The following is a 24,816-nucleotide window of genomic DNA, read 5'->3' as shown; positions in this document are numbered from 1 at the left end:
ACCAGCCACATATCAGCCTCTTCAAACATTTCCTGAACAGTACGGCTTATCTGTTCCTTCTCATGCTTGCTGGCGTCAGTGTTGATCGCCGGCAGTGTCATCATCGGTTTAACCCGAACATCAGCATCCGGGAAAATCCGGTGCACTCTCTTGGTCAATTCGCCCAGAATGATATCTTTTGCACCAGGCAGCCCATCAAAATTCCTTTTGTCATAAACGAGTTCCACGAACATTGCTCATTTCCTCTTTACTGGATGTATATACAGTATTTATACTGTGTTTTTATCCGGTATTCAAGAGAGGGCGTAAACATGGGCTTTCCTTCACCTGCGGCAGATTATGTTGAAACACGAATCTCCCTCGATCAGCAGCTAATCAGCCAACCCGCAGCGACTTATTTCATGCGGGCATCGCGTTCACATTTCAGGGAAGGGATAATACAGGGAGCGTTGCTTGTTGTGGATGCGTCACTTACTGCCTGCGATGGTTCACTGCTGATATGTGCAATCGACGGGGAATTCAGGATCAAGCGATATCGGACTCATCCTCAGCCGCACCTGGTTAATCTGGATAACGGGAGAAGGGAAGCGCTGCCAGCAGATGATGATGGTTACAGTTCTGCACCCGCTATATTTGGAGTGATCACGTACATCATTAATGATGCCAGGAATGCGGAGTTTGATGACTGCCCGGTGATGTGAGCACTTCACTGTTAAGTGAAGTATGAAGTGTGGTTACGTGGTTGAGGTTAATTATCATTTCTGTCTGGATTGTTAGACAAACCAATCCCTACCTTTACTGTAGCGAACACCATGATACATAGAGTGACTATTACAGAAGATATCAATGAGAGGCTAGTGATCATAACGCTTCTTAATGTTAGATGGATTCGACTATTAGACTACTACATTGTGGAAAGGTTCCTGGTAATTCTCGCACACTCAATAAAGTAGGTATTGTCGACACCCCGGATGCAAGAATGTAACTCGGTGTGCTATGGATATAGACGACTTGAAGACGTGACTTGTGGGGCATACTTGGGGCAAAAATGTCTGCTTTGGGGTATTTTGGGGCATGAATGGGACATTATTGCACACATGAAGTTTACCGAATTTCATGCGAAACTATTTTTTAATGCATTGAATAAACTAAAGAAAACACATGCTCTTGGGCGTTCTTTAGTGATTTTTAAAATGCCCGCGTCACGCAGTTAAAGTGGCGGGCATACTCTTCAAGGCTGGTGATCCCCAGACGCACCCATTTGGGATGCGCCCACTGGGGTAAACCGATATAAATCATAGCGCTTGCAGGATCTCGTCCACGCTGCGTACGCGTGCGATACGCGGGAAAATATGCGTCATGCTGCCCTGATGTTGCTCAGCGCTGGCGGCACTACAGGCGTTTTCTGCAACGATCAGATTAAAACCCAGCTCCCACGCATTTCGCGCCGTTGACTCCACGCCAATATTTGTGGAGATGCCGCACAGGACGATGGTCTCGATGCCCCGACGACGCAGTTGTAATTCCAGATCGGTGCCGTAGAAAGCTCCCCACTGGCGTTTGGTCACTTCGAGGTCGCTGGCGCATTTACCCAGAGCGCTCGGGTAATTCCACCAGTTTTCGGGTAACGCTTTGGCCGGAGCGTGAGCATCAACTGGCTGTTTCAGCGCTTCGGCATAATCGGCAGACCAGCCGACGCGCACCATTACCACCGGGGAACCGTGGGCACGGAATTTTTCCGCCAACTGCGCGGCGCGGGCAACCACGTCGTTTGTCGAGTATGGGCCGCCAGCGAAAGGCAGGATACCTTCCTGTAGATCAATAACAACAAGAGCGGTTGTTTTTGCGTTCAGTTCCAGCATGATCACTCCAGTAAAAAAAGAATTCCGTTACACCTTAATCGCGAATCAGTGTGAAAGGGACGACAATTTTTGTTATTTTTTGTGAGATTACGCAATGCCCGTCCAGGAAACAGGCGTACAGTCAGTACCGGACTTATCGTGCGGCAGAATTTCCAGTATAATAGCCGCCTTTTTTCATTCAGTTGTGACATTCAGCTAAAGCTGCGACTTCGTCACCTGCGAGACAGGTGACAATCCGCCTGCGGCAAAGTTAAGGGATATCTCATGCGTACAGAATATTGCGGACAGCTACGTCTGTCCCACGAGGGGCAGCAGGTGACTCTGTGTGGTTGGGTCAACCGTCGTCGTGATCTTGGTAGCCTGATCTTTATCGATATGCGCGACCGCGAAGGTATCGTGCAGGTATTTTTCGATCCGGACCGTGCGGATGCGTTAAAGCTGGCCTCCGAACTGCGTAATGAGTTCTGTATCCAGGTTACGGGCACCGTGCGTGCGCGTGACGCGAAAAACGTCAACGCCGATATGGCGACTGGCGAAATTGAAGTGCTGGCCTCCGATCTGACCATCATCAACCGTTCAGACTCGCTGCCGCTGGACTCTAACCATGTAAACACCGAAGAAGCGCGACTGAAGTATCGCTACCTGGATCTGCGTCGCCCTGAAATGGCGCAGCGCCTGAAAACGCGTGCCAAAATTACCAGCCTGGTGCGTCGTTTTATGGACGATCACGGCTTCCTTGACATCGAAACTCCGATGCTGACCAAAGCTACGCCGGAAGGCGCGCGCGATTACCTGGTTCCTTCTCGTGTTCATAAAGGTAAGTTCTACGCGCTGCCGCAGTCTCCTCAGCTGTTTAAACAGCTGCTGATGATGTCCGGTTTTGACCGCTACTATCAGATCGTAAAATGCTTCCGTGATGAAGACTTACGTGCTGACCGTCAGCCTGAATTTACCCAGATCGACGTTGAGACTTCCTTCATGACCGCGCCGCAGGTGCGTGAAGTGATGGAAGCGCTGGTGCGTAACCTGTGGCTGGAAGTTAAAGGTGTGGATCTGGGTGATTTCCCGATCATGACCTTTGCCGAAGCCGAGCGTCGTTACGGTTCTGATAAACCAGACCTGCGTAACCCGATGGAACTGGTTGACGTTGCCGATCTGGTGAAAGGCGTTGAGTTCGCCGTGTTCTCTGGTCCGGCGAACGATGCGAAAGGCCGCGTAGCTGCCCTGCGTGTACCGGGCGGTGCGAGCTTAAGCCGTAAGCAGATCGACGATTACGGTAACTTTATTAAGATTTACGGCGCGAAAGGACTGGCTTACATCAAAGTCACCGAGCGTGCGAAAGGCCTGGAAGGCATCACCAGCCCGGTTGCTAAGTTCCTGAACGCAGAAATCGTAGATGCGATTCTGGAGCGTACCGGTGCGCAAGACGGCGACATGATTTTCTTCGGTGCCGACAACAAGAAAGTGGTGGCCGACGCGATGGGCGCGCTGCGTCTGAAACTGGGCAAAGACCTGAACATTACCGACGAAGCCAAATGGGCGCCGCTGTGGGTTATCGACTTCCCGATGTTTGAAGACGATGGTGAAGGCGGTCTGACCGCGATGCACCACCCGTTCACCGCGCCAAAAGACATGACGGCCGCAGAGCTGAAAGCTGCGCCGGAAGACGCGGTTGCCAACGCTTACGATATGGTCATCAACGGCTATGAAGTGGGCGGTGGTTCCGTGCGTATTCACAACGGTGATATGCAGCAGACTGTATTCGGCATTCTGGGCATTAACGAGCAAGAACAGCGCGAGAAGTTCGGCTTCCTGCTGGATGCGCTAAAATACGGTACACCGCCGCATGCGGGCCTGGCGTTTGGTCTGGATCGTCTGACTATGCTGCTGACCGGTACTGACAACATTCGTGACGTTATTGCCTTCCCGAAAACCACGGCTGCAGCATGTCTGATGACTGAAGCACCAAGCTTTGCCAATGAAGCCGCGCTGGCGGAACTGAGCATTCAGGTTGTTAAGAAGGCCGAGAATAACTGATATGAGATACAAACAGCCTGTCTCGGTGTTAGTCGTGATTTATGCAAAGGACACCGGGAGAGTGCTGATGTTACAGCGACGCGACGATCCTGATTTCTGGCAGTCGGTCACCGGCAGCCTTGAAGAGGGTGAAACCGCGTCGCAAGCCGCGATGCGCGAAGTAAAGGAAGAGGTCGCCATTGATGTTGCGACTGAGCAACTGACCTTAATTGACTGTCAGCGCACGGTGGAATTTGAGATTTTTAGCCATTTACGTCATCGCTATGCGCCGGGAATTGAGCGTAATACTGAATCCTGGTTTTGCCTAGCACTTCCCTCTGAACGAGAGATCGTGTTCACCGAACATCTGACCTACCGTTGGGTTAATGCGCACGAAGCCGCGCAGTTAACCAAGTCGTGGAGTAACCGGCAGGCGATTGAAGAGTTTGTAATTAACGTCGCCTGAGAAGGCGCGCTTTTTGGAGAGATTATTTATGGCAGGTCATAGTAAATGGGCCAACACCAGACATCGTAAAGCAGCGCAGGATGCTAAACGCGGTAAAATTTTCACCAAAATCATTCGTGAGCTGGTGACGGCAGCCAAACTGGGCGGCGGCGATCCGGATGCTAACCCACGTCTGCGCGCCGCGGTTGATAAAGCGCTGGCAAATAACATGACCCGTGACACCCTGAACCGTGCAATCGCGCGTGGTGTTGGTGGCGACGATGATGCGAACATGGAAACCATCATCTATGAAGGTTACGGCCCTGGCGGAACAGCCGTTATGATTGAGTGTCTGTCTGACAACCGTAACCGTACCGTTGCGGAAGTGCGTCACGCATTCACTAAAACGGGCGGCAACCTAGGTACCGACGGTTCCGTAGCTTACCTGTTCAGCAAAAAAGGCGTGATCTCTTTTGGACAAGGCGACGAAGACGCCATTATGGAAGCGGCACTGGAAGCGGGCGCTGAAGACGTTGTGACCTTCGACGATGGCGCGATTGACGTTTACACCGCGTGGGAAGAGATGGGCAAAGTGCGTGATGCGCTGGAAGCGGCTGGTCTGAAAGCGGACGCGGCTGAAGTGTCTATGATCCCCTCCACCAAAGCGGATATGGATGCAGAAACGGCGCCGAAGCTGATGCGTCTGATCGATATGCTGGAAGACTGCGACGACGTGCAGGAAGTTTACCACAACGGCGAAATCTCCGATGAGGTTGCTGCAACGCTCGAATGATGTGGTTAAGCCATAAACTAACAGGAGATGCGTGATGTCTATCATTCTCGGCATTGACCCGGGGTCGCGCATCACCGGTTATGGCGTAATTCGTCAGGTCGGCAGACAGCTGACCTACCTCGGTAGCGGCTGCATTCGCACCAAAGTCGACGATCTTCCTTCACGTCTGAAGTTGATTTATGCAGGCGTGACGGAAATCATCACCCAGTTCCAGCCCGACTATTTTGCCATTGAGCAGGTCTTTATGGCGAAGAATGCCGACTCGGCGCTAAAGCTGGGGCAGGCGCGCGGCGTGGCAATCGTTGCGGCTACTAATCAGGATCTTCCGGTCTTTGAATACGCGGCCCGCCAGGTAAAACAGACCGTGGTGGGTATCGGCAGCGCGGAAAAAAGCCAGGTTCAGCATATGGTACGCACGCTGCTAAAACTCCCGGCAAATCCGCAGGCGGATGCCGCGGATGCGCTGGCGATTGCTATTACCCATTGCCACGTCAGCCAGAACGCCATGCAAATGAGCGAGTCGCGGCTGAATCTGGCGCGAGGTCGGTTACGTTAGTGACAAATGAGGCTGGATATCTATCCAGCCTTTTTTTATGATAGCGCATTACCTTTTAGCCCTTAACGCAGGAGCGTCACGTGATAGGCAGACTCAGAGGCATCATTCTTGAAAAACAACCCCCGTTGGTCCTTCTGGAAACCGGCGGAGTAGGCTATGAAGTCCATATGCCGATGACCTGTTTCTACGAGTTGCCGGAATCCGGGCAGGAAGCGATTATCTTCACCCATTTTGTGGTGCGTGAAGACGCTCAACTGCTATATGGTTTTAACAACAAACAAGAACGCACGCTGTTTAAAGAGTTAATCAAAACCAATGGCGTCGGGCCGAAGCTGGCGCTGGCGATCCTCTCCGGTATGTCTGCACAGCAGTTCGTTAATGCCGTTGAGCGCGAAGAGCTTGGCGCGCTGGTGAAATTACCGGGCATAGGTAAGAAAACCGCAGAGCGTTTGATTGTGGAAATGAAAGACCGCTTTAAAGGCCTGCATGGCGATCTCTTCACGCCGGCGGCGGATCTGGTCCTGACCTCTCCGGCCAGTCCTGCAACGGATGACGCCGAGCAGGAAGCGGTTGCTGCGCTGGTGGCGTTAGGCTATAAACCACAGGAAGCCAGCCGCATGGTGAGCAAAATTGCTCGCCCTGATGCCAGCAGTGAAACCCTGATTCGTGAAGCGCTTCGCGCGGCATTGTGAGGTAAAGGATGATTGAAGCAGATCGCCTGATTTCGGCTGTCAGCACGACCCCTGAAGATCTGGTGGATCGCGCGATCCGCCCCAAATTGCTGGAAGAGTATATTGGCCAGCCTCAGGTGCGTTCGCAAATGGAGATTTTTATCCAAGCGGCGAAGCTGCGCGGTGAAGCCCTCGATCACCTGCTGATTTTCGGTCCTCCAGGTCTCGGTAAAACCACGCTTGCCAATATTGTTGCCAATGAAATGGGCGTTAATCTGCGCACCACTTCCGGTCCGGTACTGGAAAAAGCGGGCGATCTGGCGGCAATGCTCACCAACCTTGAACCGCACGATGTGCTGTTTATAGATGAAATCCATCGCCTGTCACCGGTGGTGGAAGAGGTGCTGTATCCGGCGATGGAAGATTACCAGCTGGATATCATGATTGGCGAAGGGCCAGCTGCACGTTCGATTAAGATCGATCTGCCGCCGTTTACCCTGATCGGGGCGACGACGCGCGCCGGTTCGTTAACGTCTCCGCTGCGTGACCGCTTCGGTATTGTACAGCGCCTGGAATTCTATCAGGTGGCAGACCTGCAGCACATTGTTGGACGCAGCGCCCGCTTTATGGGACTGGAAATGAGCGATGAAGGCGCATTGGAAGTGGCACGCCGCGCCCGTGGTACGCCGCGTATCGCCAACCGTTTATTACGCCGGGTACGCGATTTCTCCGAAGTGAAGCATGACGGCACAATTTCAGCAGATATCGCCGCTCAGGCACTGGATATGCTCAATGTGGATGCGGAAGGATTCGATTATATGGACCGTAAGCTGCTGCTGGCAGTTATCGATAAGTTCTTCGGTGGACCGGTCGGACTGGATAACCTGGCGGCGGCGATTGGGGAAGAGCGTGAAACCATTGAGGACGTGCTGGAGCCGTATCTGATTCAGCAAGGTTTTCTGCAGCGAACTCCGCGCGGACGTATGGCAACGGTGCGGGCGTGGAACCACTTTGGCATTACACCGCCGGAAATGCCATAAGACTCAATAATCCCTGATGGCGCTACGCCTGGCAGGCCTACGATATGATGCAGGCCTGACAGGCGTAAAACAGATTACTTCAGTTCATCAACCATGGTGACGGCGCGACCAATGTAATTGGCCGGCGTCATTGCTTTCAGGCGAGTTTTCTCGTCTTCAGGCAGCGCAAGACCGTCGATAAACTGCTTCATACCTTCGGCGTCAACGCGTTTGCCGCGGGTCAGTTCCTTCAGCTTCTCGTATGGTTTTTCAATGCCATAGCGACGCATCACGGTCTGGATCGGCTCTGCCAGCACTTCCCAGTTATGATCCAGTTCATCCAGCAGATGATCGCGGTTCACTTCCAGTTTGCTCACACCTTTCAGCGTGGACTGATAAGCGATCAGCGCATAGCCAATCCCCACGCCCAGGTTACGCAGAACGGTAGAGTCCGTCAGATCGCGCTGCCAGCGGGAGACCGGCAGTTTGCTCGCCAGATGCTGCAGAACCGCGTTAGACAGGCCCAGGTTACCCTCGGAGTTTTCGAAATCGATTGGGTTCACCTTGTGCGGCATGGTGGAGGAGCCAATTTCACCCGCGATGGTTTTCTGTTTGAAATGGTTCAGCGCCACGTAACCCCAGACATCGCGGTCGAAGTCGATCAGGATAGTGTTGAAACGGGCGATGCAATCAAACAGCTCGGCAATGTAGTCGTGCGGCTCAATCTGCGTGGTGTACGGGTTCCACTGGATGCCCAGCGAGGTGACAAATTCTTCGCTGAACTGATGCCAGTCCACTTCCGGATAAGCGGCGATGTGGGCGTTATAGTTACCGACTGCACCGTTGATTTTGCCGAGAATTTCGACCTGATTGAGCTGGCGGTACTGACGCTCCATACGGTAAGCCACATTTGCCATTTCTTTGCCCAGCGTAGACGGGGTGGCTGGCTGACCGTGGGTACGGGAGAGCAAAGGAATATCGCGATACTGTACGGAAAGATCTTTCACCGCGTCGATAAGCTTGCGCCAGTACGGCAGAACCACTTCGTCACGGGCGGTTTTCAGCATCAGCGCGTGAGACAGGTTGTTGATGTCTTCTGAGGTACACGCGAAGTGGATGAACTCGGAAACAGCGTGCAGTTCCGGAATATCCGCTACTTTCTCTTTCAGGAAATACTCAACTGCCTTCACGTCATGGTTGGTCGTACGCTCAATGGTTTTGATACGCGCAGCATCTTCTTCATTGAAGTTAGCGACAATCGCATCAAGGAAACCGATTGCGTCGGCAGCAAAAGCAGGAACTTCCTTGATCGCTGCGTGCGCGGCCAGTTTTTGCAGCCAGCGTACTTCAACTTGTACACGGAATTTCAGCAAACCGTATTCGCTGAAAATCCCGCGCAGCGCGCTGACTTTATCGCCGTAGCGTCCATCGACAGGGGAAACGGCGGTCAGTGAGGATAATTCCATAGATCACAACTCCGGGGTTAAATGAGCAAGAATTTGTTTAGCCTGAGTCGTCAGGCGATTACGAGAAAACATGAGTTGCAGACGGCCTCCACCAACCTGATGCCAGAGCACGGCAGCGCGAATGCCAGCCAGCAGGGAAGCGCGTACTTTAGCCTGAACCTGTGGGCTCTGAAGGATGGCCGGGGAGCCCGTAACCTGAATACGTGGGCCGAGTGGGCTGATGACGTCAACATAAATGCCTGCCATCGCACTCATCAACGTTTCTGACTGCAAATCAAAATGGTCCAGTTGGCGCTGCAAGCCGTTGATGCGGTCTCCCAGCGTGTCCATAGCGCCTTTAGCGGCTGACAGCTTACGCTCCAGCACCATCAGGCTTAACGTGTAGCGGGTGAGTTCCGCGTTCAGCCCCTGACGACTGCTGGCGTTGAGCACGCCGAGCATCGTTTCCAGACCTAAACGCAGGTTGGCCTCGCTGCCGCCAAACACGCCCAGCGTAGAGCTGGGATTCATGTCGATGACACTGTTCAGTGAAACGTGCAATGCATCGGTATCACAATGCCCCTGGTGCGCCAGTTCCTGCACCAGGCGTGCCGACTGACAAATGCCTGCCAGAGCGAGGGTGATGTCATAATAATTCTTTGCCACGTTCACTGCTTCCTTGTATTAGATGTGTAAGTAATTATACCGGCAGAGGCAATCGTTGTTCGATAATGCCGCCGCCGAGGCACACTTCGCCATTGTAAAAGACAGCCGACTGACCCGGCGTTACCGCCGCGACTGGCTCGTCGAAAATGACTTCAATACGCTCAGCATCCAGCGCCTTAACGGTGCACGGAATGTCGGTCTGACGATAGCGGGTTTTCACCGTGCAGCGCATTGTGCCGGTGAACGGTTCGCGATCGACCCAGTGCAGCTGTTGCGCCACCAGGCCAACGGACATCAGACGCGGGTGTTCATGACCCTGAGCAACAACCAGAATGTTGTTCTCGACGTCTTTATCCACCACGTACCACGGATCTTCCGTGCCTTCTTTCGTCCCGCCAATGCCCAGACCTTTACGCTGACCCAGCGTGTGGTACATCAGGCCCTGATGCTGGCCAATCTCTTCGCCATCAACGGTGATGATTTTGCCTGGCTGAGCCGGCAGATAACGACCGAGAAACTCGCGGAACTTACGTTCGCCGATGAAGCAGATACCGGTTGAGTCTTTTTTCTTGGCCGTAATCAGACCGAGATCTTCGGCAATTTTACGCACCTGCGGTTTTTCCAGTTCGCCTACCGGGAACAGGCTCTGCGCGATTTGTTCATGACCGAGCGTGTAGAGGAAATAGCTCTGGTCTTTATTGCCATCGAGTCCACGCAGCAGGCGGCTTTTGCTGTCGACGTCGGCGCGGCGCACGTAGTGACCGGTGGCGATATAATCGGCACCTAAATCTTCGGCGGCAAACTCGAGGAAGGCTTTAAACTTGATTTCTTTATTGCACAGAATATCGGGGTTTGGCGTACGGCCCGCTTTGTACTCTTCAAGGAACAGTTCAAAGACGTTGTCCCAGTATTCTGCAGCAAAGTTGACGGTATGCAGTTCAATGCCGAGTTTGTCACAGACAGCCTGCGCATCCGCAAGATCGGCGGCCGCTGTGCAATATTCCTCGCCATCGTCCTCTTCCCAGTTCTTCATAAACAGGCCTTCTACCTGATAACCCTGTTGTTGCAACAGCCAGGCAGAAACGGAGGAATCGACACCGCCGGACATGCCGACGATCACTTTTTTTGGGCTTTCAGACATAGGAATACTCACGACATTGAACTTCAAGGCGGCATATTCTAGCACGCAGCCCCTTACTTGACACCCTCTGTAAACGGCCAGTTAAATTCGCCGATCATCGCCAGAGGGTAGCGCTGTCCGCTCTGATAGCAATGAATACTCTCCGCAACCAACGGCGAACGCAGATTTGGCGCTGAGAGAACCTCTTCTGCGCTGACCCAGCGACAGCAATCTATATCGCTGTCATGAGGTTCAGTAGCGCACATATTGGCAAGCTCGATAGAAAACAGAAAACGTAAAAAGGGCGTTTTGTCCGGCGCAATCCATTGATGCATCCGGATGAAGTGTTGCGGCTGCGCTTTGATGCCCGTCTCTTCCCACAGTTCGCGAGCGGCGGCTTGCACCAGGGTTTCATCCGCTTCCAGATGTCCTGCAGGTTGATTCCACAGGGCTTTGCCATTGATTGTTTCCTCAACGACTAAGAACTTATCTTCTGCATGCACAATGCAGGCGACCGTGACGTGCGGTTTGAACATACCTGTTCCTTATTCAGTTAGTTGCATCCCGCCATTGACCGTTGGCGAGATTTTCCAGCGTGTAATCTCCCATGGCATAGCGGATGAGGCGCAGCGTCGGGAATCCAACATGCGCTGTCATACGACGAACCTGGCGGTTACGGCCTTCATATAAAGTAACTTTCAGCCAACTGGTGGGGATATTTTTCCGTTCCCGAATAGGCGGGTTTCTCGGCCACAGCCAGGTGGGTTCCTCTACTATTTCAATACCTGCGGGCAGCGTGGGACCATCATTGAGCGTCACCCCGGTACGCAGCGCATCCAGCGCTTCTGCTGTCGGCTCGCCTTCGACCTGGACGTAATAGATTTTCCCCGTGCGCTTGCCAGGTTGCGTTAACCGTGCCTGCAGCGCGCCGTCATTGGTCAGCACCAAAAGTCCTTCGCTGTCCCGGTCGAGTCGGCCCGCAGCATAGATTCCCGGCACGGGAATAAAATCTTTTAACGTGCTTCTGCCCGCCTCGTCAGTAAATTGTGGCAAAACATCGTAGGGTTTATTGAACAAAACCACGCGTTTTGGCTGGTTTTCTTTACGCTGCCTGGTGACTTGTCGTGAGCTGAATCGCTCAACCCGGTGATTTCTAAAAGAAGTTTTTTGCATGGTATTTTCAGATTATATCAATTGCCGCATTATAGCCTAAGAACGAGTGTCTTTCATGGCGACGAACATTAGGGTAGTATTGACATGCTCATTACAAAACATTAACAAAAAATTGCTCTAACGCATTCGTGCAGCAGGACGCAAACGCACATGCAGCGCGATGACAGACGAGCAGAACCAGAAGCGCTCGAAGGAGAGGTGAATGGAAAGCAAAGTAGTTGTTCCGGCGGAAGGTAAGAAGATCACCCTGCAAAACGGCAAACTCAACGTTCCTGAAAATCCGATTATCCCGTTCATTGAAGGCGACGGTATCGGCGTTGATGTAACCCCACCGATGATCAAAGTTGTCGATGCTGCTGTCGAGAAAGCCTATAAAGGCGAGCGTAAAATCTCCTGGATGGAAATCTACACCGGCGAGAAATCCACTCAGGTTTATGGCCAGGACGTCTGGCTGCCTGCTGAAACCCTTGATCTGATTCGTGAATATCGTGTTGCCATCAAAGGTCCACTGACCACCCCAGTTGGCGGCGGTATTCGCTCTCTGAACGTTGCCCTGCGTCAGGAACTTGACCTGTATGTCTGCCTGCGCCCGGTGCGTTATTACCAGGGCACGCCTAGCCCGGTTAAGCACCCTGAACTGACCGACATGGTCATCTTCCGTGAAAACTCCGAAGATATCTACGCAGGTATCGAATGGAAAGCGGACTCTGCAGATGCCGAGAAAGTGATTAAATTCCTGCGCGAAGAGATGGGCGTGAAGAAAATCCGCTTCCCGGAGCATTGCGGTATTGGTATCAAGCCGTGTTCTGAAGAAGGGACTAAACGTCTGGTTCGTGCGGCGATCGAATACGCCATCGCTAACGATCGTGATTCTGTTACCCTGGTACACAAAGGTAACATCATGAAATTCACCGAAGGCGCGTTCAAAGACTGGGGTTACCAGTTAGCGCGTGAAGAATTCGGTGGTGAACTGATCGACGGCGGTCCGTGGGTGAAAATCAAGAACCCGAAAACCGGCAAAGAGATCGTGGTTAAGGATGTTATCGCCGATGCGTTCCTGCAACAGATCCTGCTGCGTCCGGCTGAATATGATGTGATTGCCTGTATGAACCTTAACGGCGACTACATCTCCGATGCGCTGGCCGCACAGGTTGGTGGTATTGGTATCGCGCCGGGCGCGAACATCGGTGACGAATGTGCGCTGTTCGAAGCAACCCACGGTACTGCACCGAAGTATGCAGGTCAGGATAAAGTGAACCCAGGTTCCATTATTCTGTCCGCTGAAATGATGCTGCGCCACATGGGTTGGGTTGAAGCGGCTGACCTGATCGTTAAAGGTATGGAAGGCGCGATCAACGCCAAGACCGTAACCTATGACTTCGAACGTCTGATGGATGGCGCTAAGCTGCTGAAGTGTTCTGAGTTTGGTGACGCAATCATCGAAAACATGTAATCCAGATACTGGGTTGTGTGAAAACGGGAACCGAGAGGTTCCCGTTTTTTTTATGCCTGAACTCGCGGTTGCGTAATACGTAAACCACTAACAATTGCTGCCAGCGAGGCCAGAATGCCTGCGGCTATCAGCGAGACGTGCGTTCCACTGTCGCCAAACTGGTTTAGCATCAGCGCGACCAGCGCGGCCCCGGTACTCTGACCCAGCAAGCGCGCCGTCCCCAGCATTCCGCTCGCCCCACCGCTGCGTTCACGCGGCGCGGAGGTGATGATGGTGTGATTATTTGGGGACTGGAACAAGCCAAAGCCCGCGCCGCACAGAATCATCGGCCAGATGATATTAAAATCGGAGGGGGAAACGGGCAGCAGCACCAGCGAAAACAACCCACTGGCCATCAACGCCATGCCCAGTGCGCCCAACAGCCCGGCGTGAATGCGTTCAATCAGATATCCCGCCAGCGGCGCCATCACCATGGTTGCCAGCGGCCATGGCGTCAACAGCAGGCCTGTTTCGACCTCGCTGCGTCCGAGCACCGTTTGCATAAAGAAGGGCAGGGAAACCAATGCCAGCATTTGTGCGCAGAATGAACATATCGAGGTACAAATCGAGAGTGAAAACAGTGGAATGCGTAACAGGTCAACCGGCAGTAACGGCACCTCCAGCGCGAGCTGGCGTCGGATAAAGAAAAAACCCACCACCATAAGCGCCACAAGCTCGGCACCAATCAGTTTTAGCGACTGTCCTTGTGCAAAGCCGCTGAGCGCCGTAATTAACAAGCCAAACGTTAAGGCATTCATTACCGCACTGGGCAGGTCAAAGCGTGGTTTAGTGCCGCGGGACGCATTGGGCGGCAAAAAGCGCATCGCCAGCAACAGGGCGACTATTCCCAGCGGGACGTTAATCAGAAACAGCCATTTCCAGGAGGCAATAGAAAGAATTGCTGCGGCAATGGTCGGACCCGCGGCCGAGGAGACCGCGACGATAAAAGAGTTAATCCCCATCCCTCGCCCGAGTTGACGCTGGGGATAAATAAGTCGGATCAATGCCGTATTCACGCTCATTAGCGCCGCGCCGCCAAAACCCTGGGCGACGCGAGCCAGCGTCAGCATGTGCAACGAATCTGACAAGGCACAGAATAGCGATGCAAGCAGGAACACGACCAGGCCATACTTATAAATGCGGCGGTAACCGAACATATCGCCTAAAAAAGAGAGGGACAGGAGCGAAACGACGATCGCGATTTGATAGGCGTTCACAATCCAGATTGAGCTGGCAGGTGAGGCCTGAAGATCGGCGGCGATAGTTGGCAGGGCCACGTTCGCTATTGCACCGTCGAGTACTGCCATAGAAATGCCAATAACAATGGTTAAAATTGCGCCATATCGCTGGGGCAATGGCAGACCATCGGCCTGAATTTTTTCCATAGAAAGTCGATATTTGTGGAATTTATGATGAGAGTAATAATTTTAGCATTGATATTCAGGTGTTAGGTCGCAGATTTGTAACTAAGTGAGCAAAGAGCGATTGCGAGGGTTGGTACGTGAAATTATAATAAAAACCGGTTCTGATTTTTATAAAACACTCGAAAGGGGTGATAAATGGCAATCGCAGATCTGGATAAGCAACCCGATTCTGTATCTTCCGTGCTGAAAGTTTTTGGCATTCTGCAGGCGCTGGGTGAAGAGCGCGAAATTGGTATTACCGAGTTGTCGCAACGCGTCATGATGTCGAAAAGCACCGTTTATCGCTTTTTGCAGACCATGAAAACGCTGGGTTATGTGGCACAGGAAGGGGAGTCAGAGAAATACTCACTGACCCTGAAATTATTCGAGCTGGGCGCGCGCGCGTTGCAAAACGTCGATCTTATCCGTAGCGCTGACATTCAGATGCGCGAACTTTCGCGCCTGACTAAAGAGACAGTCCACCTCGGTGCGTTGGATGAAGACAGCATTGTCTACATTCACAAAATCGACTCTATGTACAATCTGCGCATGTATTCCCGCGTTGGTCGTCGTAATCCGCTGTACAGTACGGCTATCGGTAAAGTTCTGCTTGCATGGCGTGACCGCGATGAAGTGAAGCAGATTCTGGATGGCATTGAGTACAAACGCAGCACCGATCGTACCATTACGAATACTGATGAATTACTGCTACTGCTGGATAAAGTACGTGAGCAGGGTTACGGCGAAGATAACGAAGAACAGGAAGAAGGCCTGCGCTGCATCGGCGTACCGGTGTTTGACCGTTTCGGCGTGGTTATTGCGGGGTTGAGTATTTCATTCCCAACGCTGCGTTTCTCAGAAGAGCGTTTACACGAGTATGTGGCAATGCTGCATACGGCAGCGCGCAAGATTTCAGAACAAATGGGCTATAACGACTATCCGTTCTAATCTGACGTAATCGCGAATGTAAAAAACCCCAAGTATTTTGTACCTGGGGTTTTTTATGAACAGTCATAACGTTACCTGGCGTAAAAAACGTATCGAATGTAATGTTGCATTATTAGCCGTTATCGATAATGACCGTGCTTTTCCTTAACAGGGGACAATCCGACAGGCCAATGATACCGCTACTGGTGTGGACGTACTGTGCCGTGCTGGTTCCACGGGCAGTCAGATATTGGCATTGCAGACCCAGACCGGCAGCATTCTCCTTACTTCCAATCAAAATTCCATAGCCGCTCAATAATAAACCGATCCAAACCAGAGCTAACAACACAATAGCGCGGATAATCAGACGCATTACAACCTCTTATCTTTTCTCATTGTTATTAGATTAGCCTGTACACGGTATGAAACAAGTCAATCATTCCTAAAAAGATTGAATGCCTATACAGTTAACGCTGGGTTTAGGTAACGCATGATAATTTATAGACATAAGATGTGGAGTTGAAGAGTGGAGCTGGAGTGAAAAAAATTCGCTGGGTAGTGCTGATTGTTGTTGTACTGGTATGCATACTGATGTGGGCGCAGGTGTTCAACATCATGTGCGATCAGGACGTACAATTTTTCAGCGGTATTTGTGCCTTCAATAAATTTATTCCCTGGTAAGCGCATTTTCGCAACAGTTGATTACCTTCTTGTGCGGCAGTGGTAAACTACACTGTCTACATTGAGGTGGTAAAATGAACGAAGTTTTGAATTCTGGCGCGTTGAGTTTTGCGCCTTTAGCGGTATCGGTGGTGGTTCTGATTGTTGGGCTTGTTCTTTGGTTTTTTATCAATCGGGCAAGTTCGCGTACTAACGAGCAGATTGAGCTGCTTGAGGCATTGTTAGATCAGCAAAAAAGACAGAACGCTTTGTTACGTCGCCTTTGCGAAGCTAACGAACCCGAGAAAGCAGCAGAGCCTACTGCACTGCCCATTAAGGATGAAGACGATGACATCATCCGCCTGGTAGCTGAGCGGTAAAAAGGTATGGCAGGATGAGGAACGGTTGTTGTTGTTCTCAGTTGCTTCATCCTGTCGTCAGCGCGTCAGATTATTTTCTTCTGTCCTCGTCGTGTAATTGGCGGCCGGACAGTCATCTATTCTCAGTGTTTTCAGATGCTCCGACTAATTAATATCTTATCCCCAGTCTGATATAAATATAATCTTCCATACGTAAAAAATATGATTATGTCATTTTTGTGATAACGATCGTTTTATTAACAGCGAAACGTTTCTCTTACTTTTTTTGTGCCTTGTCATCATTCTTTCATTATTTTGGTGCAAAACCAGAAGGCGGATCTCATTTTTACGCTTGTGACATTTTATGCATTACTAAGCATAAAAAATGATATCTGGCAGAACCCGTAACAGATAACCTGGAACAACTGAAGCTATTGAGCTATGGTAGAAATATCCCGGCTATGGCGCAAGTCAGGCGGGGATAGGGGAGAGAGGCGAGAATATAATTCTACTCGATCTGGCGCATAACTGTGCAGTTGCTGTTTGATGGACGACGGGATTTGTGCGACCGATCGAGACACGTTTAAAAATGGCTTGCCATTATTAACGTTGTATGTGATAACACGTTTTGGGTTAAACGAGGTACAGTTCTGTTTATGTGTGGCATTTTCAGTAAAGAAGTCCTGAGTAAACACGTTGACGTTGAATACCGCTTCTCTGCCGAACCTTATATTAGTGCCTCAAGCAGTAATGTCTCAGTTTTATCTATGTTATGCCCGCGGGCGAAGAAAATACTCTAAGGAATTTTGCAAATGGCAAAGATTAAAGGTCAAGTTAAGTGGTTCAACGAGTCTAAAGGTTTCGGTTTCATTACTCCGGCTGATGGCAGCAAAGACGTGTTCGTACACTTCTCCGCTATCCAGGGTAACGGCTTCAAAACTCTGGCTGAAGGCCAGAACGTTGAGTTCGAAATTCAGGACGGCCAGAAAGGTCCGGCTGCTGTTAACGTAACAGCTATCTGATCGACACCACTGATTTGAAGCGCTTTTGCGCATCCATCTCAGATATAAAGCCTCGCTTATGCGGGGCTTTTTAATTCAAATTACGTCAAAATATTACTGAATGCCCATCCATTAGCGCTTTGTTGCAAAGGCGTGATGTTCGTAGCATAGTTTTCCCCGCTTTCTTGCGGCATTTCCCGTTAAATCAGACACCTGAAAAACTATCTTGTTGGAGATCGGGTGAAAAAGAAAAACGACGGCGATGCGCGCAATTTTACTCCCGTACGTTTTGCCCTGCTTTGTGTGGCAATATTATTAAGCCTTGGATTGCTGCTGGGGCGGGTTGCGTGGTTGCAAATTGTCACGCCGACGAATCTGGTAAAACAGGAAGACATGCGTTCCTTACGCGAGGTGTCCATCGCTTCGCCACGCGGAATGATAACCGACAGAGAAGGGCGACCGCTGGCGGTAAGCGTTCCGGTTAACGCCGTCTGGGCCGATCCGAAGACGATTATCAGCAAGGGTGGCGTTGGCTATAACGAACGTTGGCAGGCGTTAGCGAAGACGCTGCATATTTCTCTCAGCACGCTGGCTGAACGCGTTAACAGCAATCCAGCCGGGCGGTTTATCTATCTGGCGCGCCAGATCTCTCCTCAGCAGGCAGAATGGGTCGATAAACTGGATCTGCCGGGAATCAACCTGCGTGAAGAGTCCCGCCGCTTTTATCCCGCCGGACATGTTGCGGCCAATCTGATTGGTTTCACCAACATTGACGGTCAGGGGATTGAAGGGCTGGAGAAAAGCTTCAATAGCCAGTTGATGGGCAAACCCGGCTCCCGCCTGGTACGGAAAGACAAATTTGGCCATGTCATCGAAAATATCACGGAAGTGATGCCGGTGCCTGCGCATGAATTACAGCTCAGCATTGATGAGCGCTTGCAGACGGTTACTGAAGACGCGCTGGACAATGCCGTGACATGGAATAAAGCGGAATCAGGGGCCGCAGTGCTGGTCAACATTGCCACCGGCGAAATACTCTCCATGGCAAGCTTTCCCGATTTCAATCCCAATAACCGTGATGGCGCGGTACTGGATGATTTTCGTAATCGTGCAATTAGCGATACCTTTGAACCCGGTTCAACCGTAAAACCACTGGTGATTATGACCGCTCTGCAGCAGGGGATAGTACAGCCTGACAGCGTGATTGATACTCATCCTTTTATTGTTGATGGGCATCGCATCCGCGACGTCGGATTTTACCCGGAGCTATCGCTGACCGGGATCTTGCAGAAATCGAGCGATACCGGCGTGTCACACCTTTCGCTGGCGATGCCGGTACAGAAATTACTGAATACCTATAAAAGCTTTGGCTTTGGCGATCCAACCGGACTGGGTTTAACCGGGGAAAGTCGCGGATTAATGCCTCAACGCCGCTACTGGAGCGATCTGGACCGGGCAACCTTCGCATTTGGTTATGGATTAATGGTGACGCCGCTCCAACTGGCGCATGTATATGCCACCATCGGCAGTTTTGGTATCTATCGACCCCTTTCTATTACGCGTATCGATCCGCCGGTAATAGGTACGCGGGTGATGCCGGAGGCGCTGGTTCACCAGGTTGAACATATGATGGAAAGCGTCGCGCTACCCGGCGGCGGGGGAACCAAGGCCGCGGTCAGAGATTATCGCGTCGCGGTTAAGACCGGAACGGCAAAGAAAATTGGCGATGACGGCAAATATGTCGATAAATATGTGGCCTATACGGCGGGCGTTGCACCAGCAAGCGACCCAAAGTTCGCGCTGGTTGTGGTTATAAATAACCCGCAAAACGGTGCTTATTATGGGGGGGCAGTCTCCGCGCCGGTATTCAGCCAGATAATGGGCGATGTCCTGCGTCTGGAAAACGTTAAGCCTGACGGTATGCCTGCCGACTCCGAGCATCTGCTGGTAATGCACGGCAGCAACGTATCCTCGCCGTCGCTGTAAGTTATTTTCCCAGGGCGCAATTCGCGTTACACTTGCGCCCTTAAGTCACCTGCCGGAGTTGTCATGTCGTTTTCCTGTCCTCTTTGCCACCAGCCTCTTACTCAAGCGAATAACAGTTTTGTCTGCCCTGGGCGGCACCAGTTTGACGTGGCGAAAGAAGGGTATGTCAACTTACTGCCGGTTCAGCACAAACGGTCGCGCGATCCGGGTGATAGCGCGGAGATGATGCAGGCGCGCCGGGCATTTCTCGATGCCGGACACTATCAGCCGCTGCGCGATGCAATTGTGGATGCGCTCACCCAGAGGTTGAGTTCAGAAGATGCCGCGATCCTGGATATTGGCTGTGGGGAAGGGTATTACACCCATGCGTTTGCTGATGCTCTGACGGGCTGTACAACCTTTGGTCTTGACGTCTCAAAAGTGGCGATTAAGTCCGCAGCCCGACGTTATTCGCAGGTGACCTTTTGCGTTGCCTCCAGCCATCGCCTGCCGTTTGCCGACGAGTCAATGGATGCCATCATCCGGATCTACGCGCCCTGTAAAGCGCCGGAGCTGGCTCGCGTGGTCAAACCGGGGGGGCTGGGTTATTACCGCCACGCCGGGTCCGCGTCATTTAATGGAGCTGAAAGGGCTGATTTATGATGAGGTGCGTTTGCATGCGCCACACACTGAGCAACTGGACGGTTTTGTTCTGCAAGAGAGTCTTGCGCTGGGGTATCAGATGCAGCTCAAAGGTAGCGAGGCCGTTGCGTTACTGCAAATGACGCCGTTCGCCTGGCGGGCAAAGCCGGAAGTGTGGGAAACGTTAGCTGGTAAAACGACGTTTGACTGCCAGACAGACTTTAGTATTCATATCTGGCAGCGCCTGAATTAACCGTGGAAGTGTGCCCAGAGGATCTGGGCGCCAATACCTATCAGTACCACCCCGCCCAAAATTTCAGCTCGCTTGCCCAGCATCGGGCCAATGAAACGACCGATCATCATGCCGAGCGTAGACATAATCAACGTGGCGCAGCCGATGGCCAGCGCTGTGGCAATAATGTTGACCTGCAGGAAAGCCAGACCCACCCCGACGGCCATTGCGTCGAGACTGGTTGCAATGGCGGTTGTGACCAGCAGCCAGAAGCCATGGCGGCGCTGTGGCTCTTCATCTTCATCCCCGTCGTCGCGAAAGCCTTCTATTATCATTCGTCCGCCTAAAAAGATCAGCAGAATGAAGGCGATCCAATGGTTCCACTCCAGTACAAATTTGCTGGCGAGCATACCCATGCCCCAGCCAATGAGCGGCGTAAGCGTTTCAACGGCGCCGAAAATAAGGCCGGTGCGCAGTGCTTCAGAAAATTTGGGTTTATGCAGGGTGGCGCCTTTGCCAATTGATGCAGCGAAAGCATCCATCGACATGCCGAAAGCAAGAAGAACAGTAGCGGTGAGATTCATAACAGCGTCCTGACCGGGGTATCCATAAAACACATCACTGCCCCCAGTAACCATGCATACAGGCTGGAATCACTGTAAATACAGCGCCATTCAGGTATGCATTGCAGTTGATGTGCCTATGGTCTCGCCTGACTGAACCTGTAAGATCAGTCCGTACGCGCCACGTTTTTCAACGAGTATGTTGACACGTACATTTCCGGAGTCTGGAAATCGGCTACTCCCCAACGACGGGCGCAACCTTAACATATTTTGAGAATATAAAACAAGAAACGCAGAAATAATATTTGGCCTCTAATTGAAAACGATTTTCATTTAGATTTATTTATAAATAAAACGTTAAAATAAATAACATTATGAGCAGTGGGATATAGCCTTAGCTATGTTTATTTTGGAATGGATATATATAAAACATAGTTCAGGCTATATTTTTAACTCATTGATTTGAAATTAAAAGTTTATATATGTTTTCGAGATCGTCTATATTCCGTACGCGAATCAGTAATCTTCGATGTTCTAATTGCATCACCAGGACACCGTCTTCAGATAAATTCATCTCTTTAATCCGGTTATATTCAATCCAGACATTGGCGAAAAAAAAGCCTTTCTGTTTGAAGATGATTTTTGGCGTACGGATCCAAAACAGATACAGTCCCATCAATACCAGTGCACATAATAACCATGTGGTAAATTGCGCGCCGTGGCTGGTGATGTTGTTGTAGATAAGAATAGCAATCAAGCCAAGGAAGATAACGCTGTCGACTCTGCTACGAGGAAGCAGGGCGACAGACAGCAGAGTAGGGCCATTACGGCGGGGCATGATGAACTGATCGTAAATGGCATACGCCAGCAGCGAAAAGATAAAAAGAACCAGCACCAGGTCCGTGATAGTCATGAATCCTCAACCCTCTAAATAGAAAAACCGGGGGCAAGCCCCCGGTGATGTACAACAGTCTTACAGGCCGAGCAGTCCGACAGCGTAGCCCGCGATACCGATGACGAAGAAGCCAACGATGATCCACAGCGGGTTCACTTTTTTACGCAGCAGCCACATACAGGCGAAAGTCAACAGCAGAGGAACCAGACCCGGCATCAGCTGGTCAAGGATAGTCTGCACAGTGGTGACACGAGTCTGACCATCCTGACCGGTGATGGTGGAAACCACCAGCGGGATGTTTACGTGCGTCCACTTGTTAACCAATGCCCCCATGACAAACAGGCCGAGGATTGACGCCCCCTCAGTCAGTTTCTGCAGGAAGCCACCGCCCATATCTTTAACGATATCGATACCTTTACGGTAGCCGTATGCCACACCGTAGTAACGGGTTGCCAGACGAACCAGGTTAAACAGGATGAAGAACAGCAGTGGTCCAAGCAGACTGCCGCTCATCGCGATACCTGCGCCAAGTGCGGCGAATACCGGACGTACGGTACCCCAGAAGATCGGGTCGCCCACGCCTGCAAGCGGTCCCATCAGACCAACTTTGATACCGTTGATGGCACCATCGTCAATCTCTGCGCCGTTTGCACGCTGCTCTTCCATCGCCAGCGTAACGCCCAATACGGGGGCCGCTACGTACGGATGGGTATTAAAGAATTCCAGGTGACGCTTAATAGCCTGCTTACGTGCGTCGTTGTTTTCCGGGTACAAGCGGCGGATAGCCGGCACCATGGAGAAACAGAAACCCAGCGCCTGCATACGTTCGAAGTTCCAGGAACCCTGAAACAGGTTAGAACGAAGGAACACGCCACGAATGTCACTCGGAGTGAGTTTTTTCTCGGTGGTAGTTTTAGTCATATCAACCATTTCGCTCACCTGCTAGTCCAGTTCGTTATCGAGATCGTTATTGCCAGCCGCAGCAGCAGGTGCACCGGCTACGCGGTTATATTTCGGGCTCAGCTGAATGTAGAGGATAGCCATTACTGCGCCAATCACACCCAGAGCAACCAGGTTGAAGTTAGTAAATGCCGCGGTGACGAAGCCGAGGTAGAAGAATGGCATCAGGTAGCCTGCGCGCATCATGTTGATGACCATCGCATAACCAACCACTACGATCATACCCCCTGCGATGTTCAGACCGCCGGTCACAACTTCCGGAATGGCATTAAGCATGCTCTGAACTTCACTGGTACCAACAGAAATCGCCACGATTACCGCCGGGATAGCGATACGCATAGCCTGCAGGAACAGGGAGGATACGTGCAGCCAGGAGATCGCCGTTAGGTTACCGTTTTCTGCCGCCTTATCCGCTGCGTGCTGGAATGCTACGGTGATAGTACGAACGATGATGGTCAGTACCTGGCCTGCTGCTGCCAGTGGGATAGCCAGCGCGATACCTGCACCAATGCTTTGGTGACCCGCGATAACCAGAACGGTAGAGATAATTGAGGCCAGTGCAGCATCAGGTGCAACCGCAGCACCGATGTTCATCCAGCCAAGGGCGATCATTTCCAGGGTACCACCGATGATGATACCGGTTTTCATATCACCGAGAACGGCACCAATCAGCGTACAGGCCACCAACGGACGGTGGAACTGAAATTCATCGAGTACCGACTCCATACCCGCGATACATGCGACGATGAACACCAGCACAATCTGAAGAGTGGTAATCTCCATTGTACTTCTCCTATTGCTATACAGACTTAAGTGTGAAAACTAAGTAAATGCCAGGGCGTTATTTCACCTTGGCAATCAAATCCATCATTTTCAGTTTCTGATCGGTAGAAACCTTACGAGCCTCGAGCTCAATACCGCGTTCGTTGAGTTTCTTGAAGGCTTCGATGTCTTTTTCATCGACAGAAATTGCGTTGTTTACCTGCGTTTTACCCTGACGGAAAGCCATACCGCCAATGTTTACAGAGGTAATTTTCACACCACCTTCAACGATACGTTCTACGTCGGTCGGGTTGGTAAACAACAGCATCACACGCTCACCTGCATACTTCGGGTTGTTGTAGACGCGGATCATTTTCGCGACATCAACCACATGCGCCGTCACACCCGGAGGTGCAACCTGGGTCAGCAGCGTTTTACGCACGGTATCGGCGGCAACTTCATCACTGACGACGATAATGCGTGTTACGTTGGTTTCTTTGGTCCAGCGAGTTGCCACCTGACCATGGATTAAGCGGTCATCAATACGCGCCAGGCCGATCTGCATATAATCGTTCGGACCCATCGGTTTGGCGGGAACTGCTGCTTTTGGCGCCGCGACTGGGGTTGGAGCGGCTTTCTCCACCGGTTTTGCTTTCAGCGCTTTCACGCCTTCGCTACCGGTTTCAACGGCCAGTGCTACTAATTCATCGAAGCTGGGGTTGTCATCACGCGCCATGAAGGTTTCAACCAGCATGGGAATGTTCACACCGGCGATGACTTCGTAATGCTCTTTATCGACGACAATGCGGCTCGCAGCGTTAAACGGGCTGCCTCCCCATGTGTCAACGAGAAACAGCACGCCTTTACTGGTATCGAGTTTTGCCAACTGAGCGTTGTACTTTTCAATCAGCGTTTCGGCATTTTCGCCTGGAACGAAATCGATCCAGCCGACGTTTTCCTGCTCGCCTAACAGCATTTCTGCTGTCTTAAGTAACTGCTCTGCAGCCCAACCATGTGTGCCTATTACAATAGCAATGGTCACTTGCTACCTCCTTTATTATCGTTAACACATCAACGTGAAGATGTATTTGAATCGTCGTCCGCAATCGAATCGATTCAGATAAGGGTTACAAAGAAAAACCTATGATTTTCGTGAATTATTTTAGATATCGAAAAAAATATTTTATGT

The 24,816-nt window shown here is 51.4% G+C and carries 29 protein-coding genes and 2 pseudogenes; 15 read left to right on the top strand and 16 right to left on the bottom strand.

Going from position 1 to position 24,816, the window contains the following annotated elements; translation table 11 throughout:
• Positions 1-233: DinI family protein (locus OGV38_RS01450; protein ID WP_286472868.1), on the bottom strand; the 233-nt coding region annotated here is incomplete at its 3' end.
• A 78-nt stretch (positions 234-311) separates the two neighbouring features.
• Between OGV38_RS01450 and OGV38_RS01445 the strand changes: the two genes are divergently transcribed.
• Positions 312-701 carry a HumD family translesion DNA polymerase gene (locus OGV38_RS01445; RefSeq protein ID WP_024199385.1) on the top strand — a complete coding sequence of 130 codons (390 nt, stop codon included), beginning with the start codon at positions 312-314 and terminating at the stop codon, positions 699-701.
• A 47-nt stretch (positions 702-748) separates the two neighbouring features.
• On the opposite strand, the gene OGV38_RS24900 is transcribed toward OGV38_RS01445, so the two are convergent.
• From OGV38_RS24900 to OGV38_RS01435, 3 genes and pseudogenes are all read right to left on the bottom strand, one after another.
• Positions 749-865 carry a YnaM/YnfT family protein gene (locus tag OGV38_RS24900; RefSeq protein WP_349813808.1) on the bottom strand — a complete coding sequence of 39 codons (117 nt, stop codon included), beginning with the start codon at positions 863-865 and terminating at the stop codon, positions 749-751.
• Positions 866-1,203: 338 nt separating this feature from the next.
• Positions 1,204-1,299 (bottom strand): annotated as a pseudogene (locus tag OGV38_RS01440) (DUF72 domain-containing protein); the annotation flags it as partial.
• A complete protein-coding gene (locus OGV38_RS01435) occupies positions 1,296-1,862 on the bottom strand; it encodes a hydrolase (protein ID WP_286472867.1) in 567 nt (188 codons plus the stop codon). The gene OGV38_RS01435 and the pseudogene OGV38_RS01440, both read right to left, overlap by 4 nt.
• Positions 1,863-2,126: 264 nt before the next feature.
• Between OGV38_RS01435 and aspS the strand changes: the two genes are divergently transcribed.
• The 6 genes from aspS to ruvB all read left to right on the top strand — a co-directional run bounded on the left by aspS (position 2,127) and on the right by ruvB (position 7,383).
• Positions 2,127-3,899 (top strand): aspartate--tRNA ligase, encoded by a 1,773-nt coding sequence (gene aspS, locus OGV38_RS01430; RefSeq protein WP_016153415.1) that lies wholly within the window; start codon positions 2,127-2,129, stop codon positions 3,897-3,899.
• Between the two features lies 1 nt (position 3,900).
• A complete protein-coding gene (gene nudB, locus OGV38_RS01425) occupies positions 3,901-4,344 on the top strand; it encodes a dihydroneopterin triphosphate diphosphatase (protein ID WP_016153414.1) in 444 nt (147 codons plus the stop codon).
• A gap of 28 nt (positions 4,345-4,372) precedes the next feature.
• Positions 4,373-5,116: a YebC/PmpR family DNA-binding transcriptional regulator gene (locus OGV38_RS01420; protein WP_286472866.1), complete on the top strand. Its 744-nt coding sequence runs from the start codon at positions 4,373-4,375 to the stop codon at positions 5,114-5,116.
• Between the two features lie 34 nt (positions 5,117-5,150).
• On the top strand, positions 5,151-5,672 hold the full coding sequence (gene ruvC, locus OGV38_RS01415) for a crossover junction endodeoxyribonuclease RuvC (RefSeq protein ID WP_003034867.1): 522 nt from the start codon (positions 5,151-5,153) through the stop codon (positions 5,670-5,672).
• 80 nt (positions 5,673-5,752) lie between these two features.
• Complete coding sequence (gene ruvA / locus OGV38_RS01410) at positions 5,753-6,364, top strand: Holliday junction branch migration protein RuvA (protein WP_019076982.1); 612 nt, start codon at positions 5,753-5,755, stop codon at positions 6,362-6,364.
• Positions 6,365-6,372: 8 nt separating this feature from the next.
• Positions 6,373-7,383 carry a Holliday junction branch migration DNA helicase RuvB gene (gene ruvB / locus OGV38_RS01405; protein WP_016153411.1) on the top strand — a complete coding sequence of 337 codons (1,011 nt, stop codon included), beginning with the start codon at positions 6,373-6,375 and terminating at the stop codon, positions 7,381-7,383.
• 74 nt (positions 7,384-7,457) lie between these two features.
• Here ruvB and purB read toward each other — a convergent pair whose 3' ends face one another.
• From purB to rluE, 5 genes are read right to left on the bottom strand one after another with little or no spacing between them, the layout of a single operon-like run.
• Complete coding sequence (gene purB, locus OGV38_RS01400; protein ID WP_016153410.1) at positions 7,458-8,828, bottom strand: adenylosuccinate lyase; 1,371 nt, start codon at positions 8,826-8,828, stop codon at positions 7,458-7,460.
• Positions 8,829-8,831: 3 nt separating this feature from the next.
• Complete coding sequence (gene hflD, locus OGV38_RS01395; RefSeq protein ID WP_286472865.1) at positions 8,832-9,473, bottom strand: high frequency lysogenization protein HflD; 642 nt, start codon at positions 9,471-9,473, stop codon at positions 8,832-8,834.
• A 34-nt stretch (positions 9,474-9,507) separates the two neighbouring features.
• Positions 9,508-10,614, bottom strand: coding sequence for a tRNA 2-thiouridine(34) synthase MnmA (gene mnmA, locus OGV38_RS01390; RefSeq protein ID WP_016156802.1), 1,107 nt, complete (start codon positions 10,612-10,614; stop codon positions 9,508-9,510).
• Positions 10,615-10,667: 53 nt separating this feature from the next.
• A complete protein-coding gene (locus OGV38_RS01385; RefSeq protein ID WP_019076980.1) occupies positions 10,668-11,129 on the bottom strand; it encodes an NUDIX hydrolase in 462 nt (153 codons plus the stop codon).
• A gap of 13 nt (positions 11,130-11,142) precedes the next feature.
• The gene (gene rluE / locus OGV38_RS01380; RefSeq protein WP_016156800.1) at positions 11,143-11,766 is read right to left on the bottom strand and encodes a 23S rRNA pseudouridine(2457) synthase RluE; all 624 of its coding nucleotides are present in this window, start codon (positions 11,764-11,766) and stop codon (positions 11,143-11,145) included.
• 202 nt (positions 11,767-11,968) lie between these two features.
• Between rluE and icd the strand changes: the two genes are divergently transcribed.
• Positions 11,969-13,219, top strand: a complete 1,251-nt coding sequence (gene icd, locus OGV38_RS01375) for an NADP-dependent isocitrate dehydrogenase (protein ID WP_003030769.1) — start codon at positions 11,969-11,971, stop codon at positions 13,217-13,219.
• A gap of 50 nt (positions 13,220-13,269) precedes the next feature.
• On the opposite strand, the gene OGV38_RS01370 is transcribed toward icd, so the two are convergent.
• Positions 13,270-14,643, bottom strand: a complete 1,374-nt coding sequence (locus tag OGV38_RS01370; protein WP_286472863.1) for an MFS transporter — start codon at positions 14,641-14,643, stop codon at positions 13,270-13,272.
• A 174-nt stretch (positions 14,644-14,817) separates the two neighbouring features.
• Between OGV38_RS01370 and kdgR the strand changes: the two genes are divergently transcribed.
• Complete coding sequence (gene kdgR, locus OGV38_RS01365; RefSeq protein WP_016156798.1) at positions 14,818-15,609, top strand: DNA-binding transcriptional regulator KdgR; 792 nt, start codon at positions 14,818-14,820, stop codon at positions 15,607-15,609.
• 112 nt (positions 15,610-15,721) lie between these two features.
• On the opposite strand, the gene OGV38_RS01360 is transcribed toward kdgR, so the two are convergent.
• Positions 15,722-15,961 carry a YobH family protein gene (locus OGV38_RS01360; protein WP_016153403.1) on the bottom strand — a complete coding sequence of 80 codons (240 nt, stop codon included), beginning with the start codon at positions 15,959-15,961 and terminating at the stop codon, positions 15,722-15,724.
• Positions 15,962-16,125: 164 nt separating this feature from the next.
• On the opposite strand from OGV38_RS01360, the gene mgrB reads away from it, so the two are divergent.
• The 6 genes and pseudogenes from mgrB (at position 16,126) to rlmA (ending at position 20,468) form a co-directional block, all read left to right on the top strand.
• Complete coding sequence (gene mgrB, locus OGV38_RS01355) at positions 16,126-16,269, top strand: PhoP/PhoQ regulatory lipoprotein MgrB (protein ID WP_016153402.1); 144 nt, start codon at positions 16,126-16,128, stop codon at positions 16,267-16,269.
• 74 nt (positions 16,270-16,343) lie between these two features.
• Complete coding sequence (locus OGV38_RS01350; RefSeq protein ID WP_047358298.1) at positions 16,344-16,628, top strand: YebO family protein; 285 nt, start codon at positions 16,344-16,346, stop codon at positions 16,626-16,628.
• Positions 16,629-17,263: 635 nt separating this feature from the next.
• The gene (locus OGV38_RS01345) at positions 17,264-17,407 is read left to right on the top strand and encodes a DUF2627 domain-containing protein (RefSeq protein ID WP_006684179.1); all 144 of its coding nucleotides are present in this window, start codon (positions 17,264-17,266) and stop codon (positions 17,405-17,407) included.
• 12 nt (positions 17,408-17,419) lie between these two features.
• Positions 17,420-17,629 (top strand): transcription antiterminator/RNA stability regulator CspE, encoded by a 210-nt coding sequence (gene cspE / locus OGV38_RS01340; RefSeq protein WP_001062678.1) that lies wholly within the window; start codon positions 17,420-17,422, stop codon positions 17,627-17,629.
• 219 nt (positions 17,630-17,848) lie between these two features.
• On the top strand, positions 17,849-19,594 hold the full coding sequence (gene ftsI2 / locus OGV38_RS01335; RefSeq protein ID WP_137367350.1) for a peptidoglycan DD-transpeptidase FtsI2/PBP3(PARA): 1,746 nt from the start codon (positions 17,849-17,851) through the stop codon (positions 19,592-19,594).
• 63 nt (positions 19,595-19,657) lie between these two features.
• A pseudogene (gene rlmA / locus OGV38_RS01330) lies at positions 19,658-20,468 on the top strand (23S rRNA (guanine(745)-N(1))-methyltransferase).
• Here rlmA and mntP read toward each other — a convergent pair.
• The 5 genes from mntP to manX form a co-directional block, all read right to left on the bottom strand.
• On the bottom strand, positions 20,465-21,031 hold the full coding sequence (gene mntP, locus OGV38_RS01325; RefSeq protein WP_016153398.1) for a manganese efflux pump MntP: 567 nt from the start codon (positions 21,029-21,031) through the stop codon (positions 20,465-20,467). The pseudogene rlmA and the gene mntP overlap by 4 nt on opposite strands.
• A gap of 433 nt (positions 21,032-21,464) precedes the next feature.
• On the bottom strand, positions 21,465-21,923 hold the full coding sequence (locus OGV38_RS01320) for a DUF986 family protein (RefSeq protein ID WP_016153397.1): 459 nt from the start codon (positions 21,921-21,923) through the stop codon (positions 21,465-21,467).
• 60 nt (positions 21,924-21,983) lie between these two features.
• Complete coding sequence (locus OGV38_RS01315; protein ID WP_016153396.1) at positions 21,984-22,835, bottom strand: PTS mannose transporter subunit IID; 852 nt, start codon at positions 22,833-22,835, stop codon at positions 21,984-21,986.
• A 12-nt stretch (positions 22,836-22,847) separates the two neighbouring features.
• Positions 22,848-23,648, bottom strand: coding sequence for a PTS mannose transporter subunit IIC (gene manY / locus OGV38_RS01310; RefSeq protein ID WP_016153395.1), 801 nt, complete (start codon positions 23,646-23,648; stop codon positions 22,848-22,850).
• 58 nt (positions 23,649-23,706) lie between these two features.
• Entirely contained in the window at positions 23,707-24,669 is a 963-nt protein-coding gene (gene manX, locus OGV38_RS01305; RefSeq protein ID WP_019076976.1) for a PTS mannose transporter subunit IIAB, read from the bottom strand.
• Between the last annotated feature and the right edge of the window lie 147 nt (positions 24,670-24,816).

This window comes from Citrobacter sp. Cb080 (assembly GCF_030334745.1).
Classification (GTDB): Bacteria; Pseudomonadota; Gammaproteobacteria; order Enterobacterales; family Enterobacteriaceae; genus Citrobacter; species Citrobacter braakii.
The sequence above is the reverse complement of the archived record's forward strand: the minus strand, read 5'-3'. Positions and strand labels throughout refer to the sequence as shown.

What these genes read in the sequence shown, in the direction of transcription:
- OGV38_RS01445 (WP_024199385.1), top strand. Translation starts at nt 312, where the DNA reads ATGGGCTTTCCTTCACCTGCGGCAGATTATGTTGAAACACGAATCTCC.
- OGV38_RS24900 (WP_349813808.1), bottom strand. Translation starts at nt 865, where the DNA reads ATGATCACTAGCCTCTCATTGATATCTTCTGTAATAGTCACTCTATGT.
- OGV38_RS01435 (WP_286472867.1), bottom strand. Translation starts at nt 1,862, where the DNA reads ATGCTGGAACTGAACGCAAAAACAACCGCTCTTGTTGTTATTGATCTA.
- aspS (WP_016153415.1), top strand. Translation starts at nt 2,127, where the DNA reads ATGCGTACAGAATATTGCGGACAGCTACGTCTGTCCCACGAGGGGCAG.
- nudB (WP_016153414.1), top strand. Translation starts at nt 3,901, where the DNA reads ATGAGATACAAACAGCCTGTCTCGGTGTTAGTCGTGATTTATGCAAAG.
- OGV38_RS01420 (WP_286472866.1), top strand. Translation starts at nt 4,373, where the DNA reads ATGGCAGGTCATAGTAAATGGGCCAACACCAGACATCGTAAAGCAGCG.
- ruvC (WP_003034867.1), top strand. Translation starts at nt 5,151, where the DNA reads ATGTCTATCATTCTCGGCATTGACCCGGGGTCGCGCATCACCGGTTAT.
- ruvB (WP_016153411.1), top strand. Translation starts at nt 6,373, where the DNA reads ATGATTGAAGCAGATCGCCTGATTTCGGCTGTCAGCACGACCCCTGAA.
- purB (WP_016153410.1), bottom strand. Translation starts at nt 8,828, where the DNA reads ATGGAATTATCCTCACTGACCGCCGTTTCCCCTGTCGATGGACGCTAC.
- mnmA (WP_016156802.1), bottom strand. Translation starts at nt 10,614, where the DNA reads ATGTCTGAAAGCCCAAAAAAAGTGATCGTCGGCATGTCCGGCGGTGTC.
- OGV38_RS01385 (WP_019076980.1), bottom strand. Translation starts at nt 11,129, where the DNA reads ATGTTCAAACCGCACGTCACGGTCGCCTGCATTGTGCATGCAGAAGAT.
- rluE (WP_016156800.1), bottom strand. Translation starts at nt 11,766, where the DNA reads ATGCAAAAAACTTCTTTTAGAAATCACCGGGTTGAGCGATTCAGCTCA.
- icd (WP_003030769.1), top strand. Translation starts at nt 11,969, where the DNA reads ATGGAAAGCAAAGTAGTTGTTCCGGCGGAAGGTAAGAAGATCACCCTG.
- OGV38_RS01370 (WP_286472863.1), bottom strand. Translation starts at nt 14,643, where the DNA reads ATGGAAAAAATTCAGGCCGATGGTCTGCCATTGCCCCAGCGATATGGC.
- kdgR (WP_016156798.1), top strand. Translation starts at nt 14,818, where the DNA reads ATGGCAATCGCAGATCTGGATAAGCAACCCGATTCTGTATCTTCCGTG.
- OGV38_RS01360 (WP_016153403.1), bottom strand. Translation starts at nt 15,961, where the DNA reads ATGCGTCTGATTATCCGCGCTATTGTGTTGTTAGCTCTGGTTTGGATC.
- OGV38_RS01350 (WP_047358298.1), top strand. Translation starts at nt 16,344, where the DNA reads ATGAACGAAGTTTTGAATTCTGGCGCGTTGAGTTTTGCGCCTTTAGCG.
- OGV38_RS01345 (WP_006684179.1), top strand. Translation starts at nt 17,264, where the DNA reads ATGTGTGGCATTTTCAGTAAAGAAGTCCTGAGTAAACACGTTGACGTT.
- cspE (WP_001062678.1), top strand. Translation starts at nt 17,420, where the DNA reads ATGGCAAAGATTAAAGGTCAAGTTAAGTGGTTCAACGAGTCTAAAGGT.
- mntP (WP_016153398.1), bottom strand. Translation starts at nt 21,031, where the DNA reads ATGAATCTCACCGCTACTGTTCTTCTTGCTTTCGGCATGTCGATGGAT.
- OGV38_RS01320 (WP_016153397.1), bottom strand. Translation starts at nt 21,923, where the DNA reads ATGACTATCACGGACCTGGTGCTGGTTCTTTTTATCTTTTCGCTGCTG.
- OGV38_RS01315 (WP_016153396.1), bottom strand. Translation starts at nt 22,835, where the DNA reads ATGGTTGATATGACTAAAACTACCACCGAGAAAAAACTCACTCCGAGT.
- manY (WP_016153395.1), bottom strand. Translation starts at nt 23,648, where the DNA reads ATGGAGATTACCACTCTTCAGATTGTGCTGGTGTTCATCGTCGCATGT.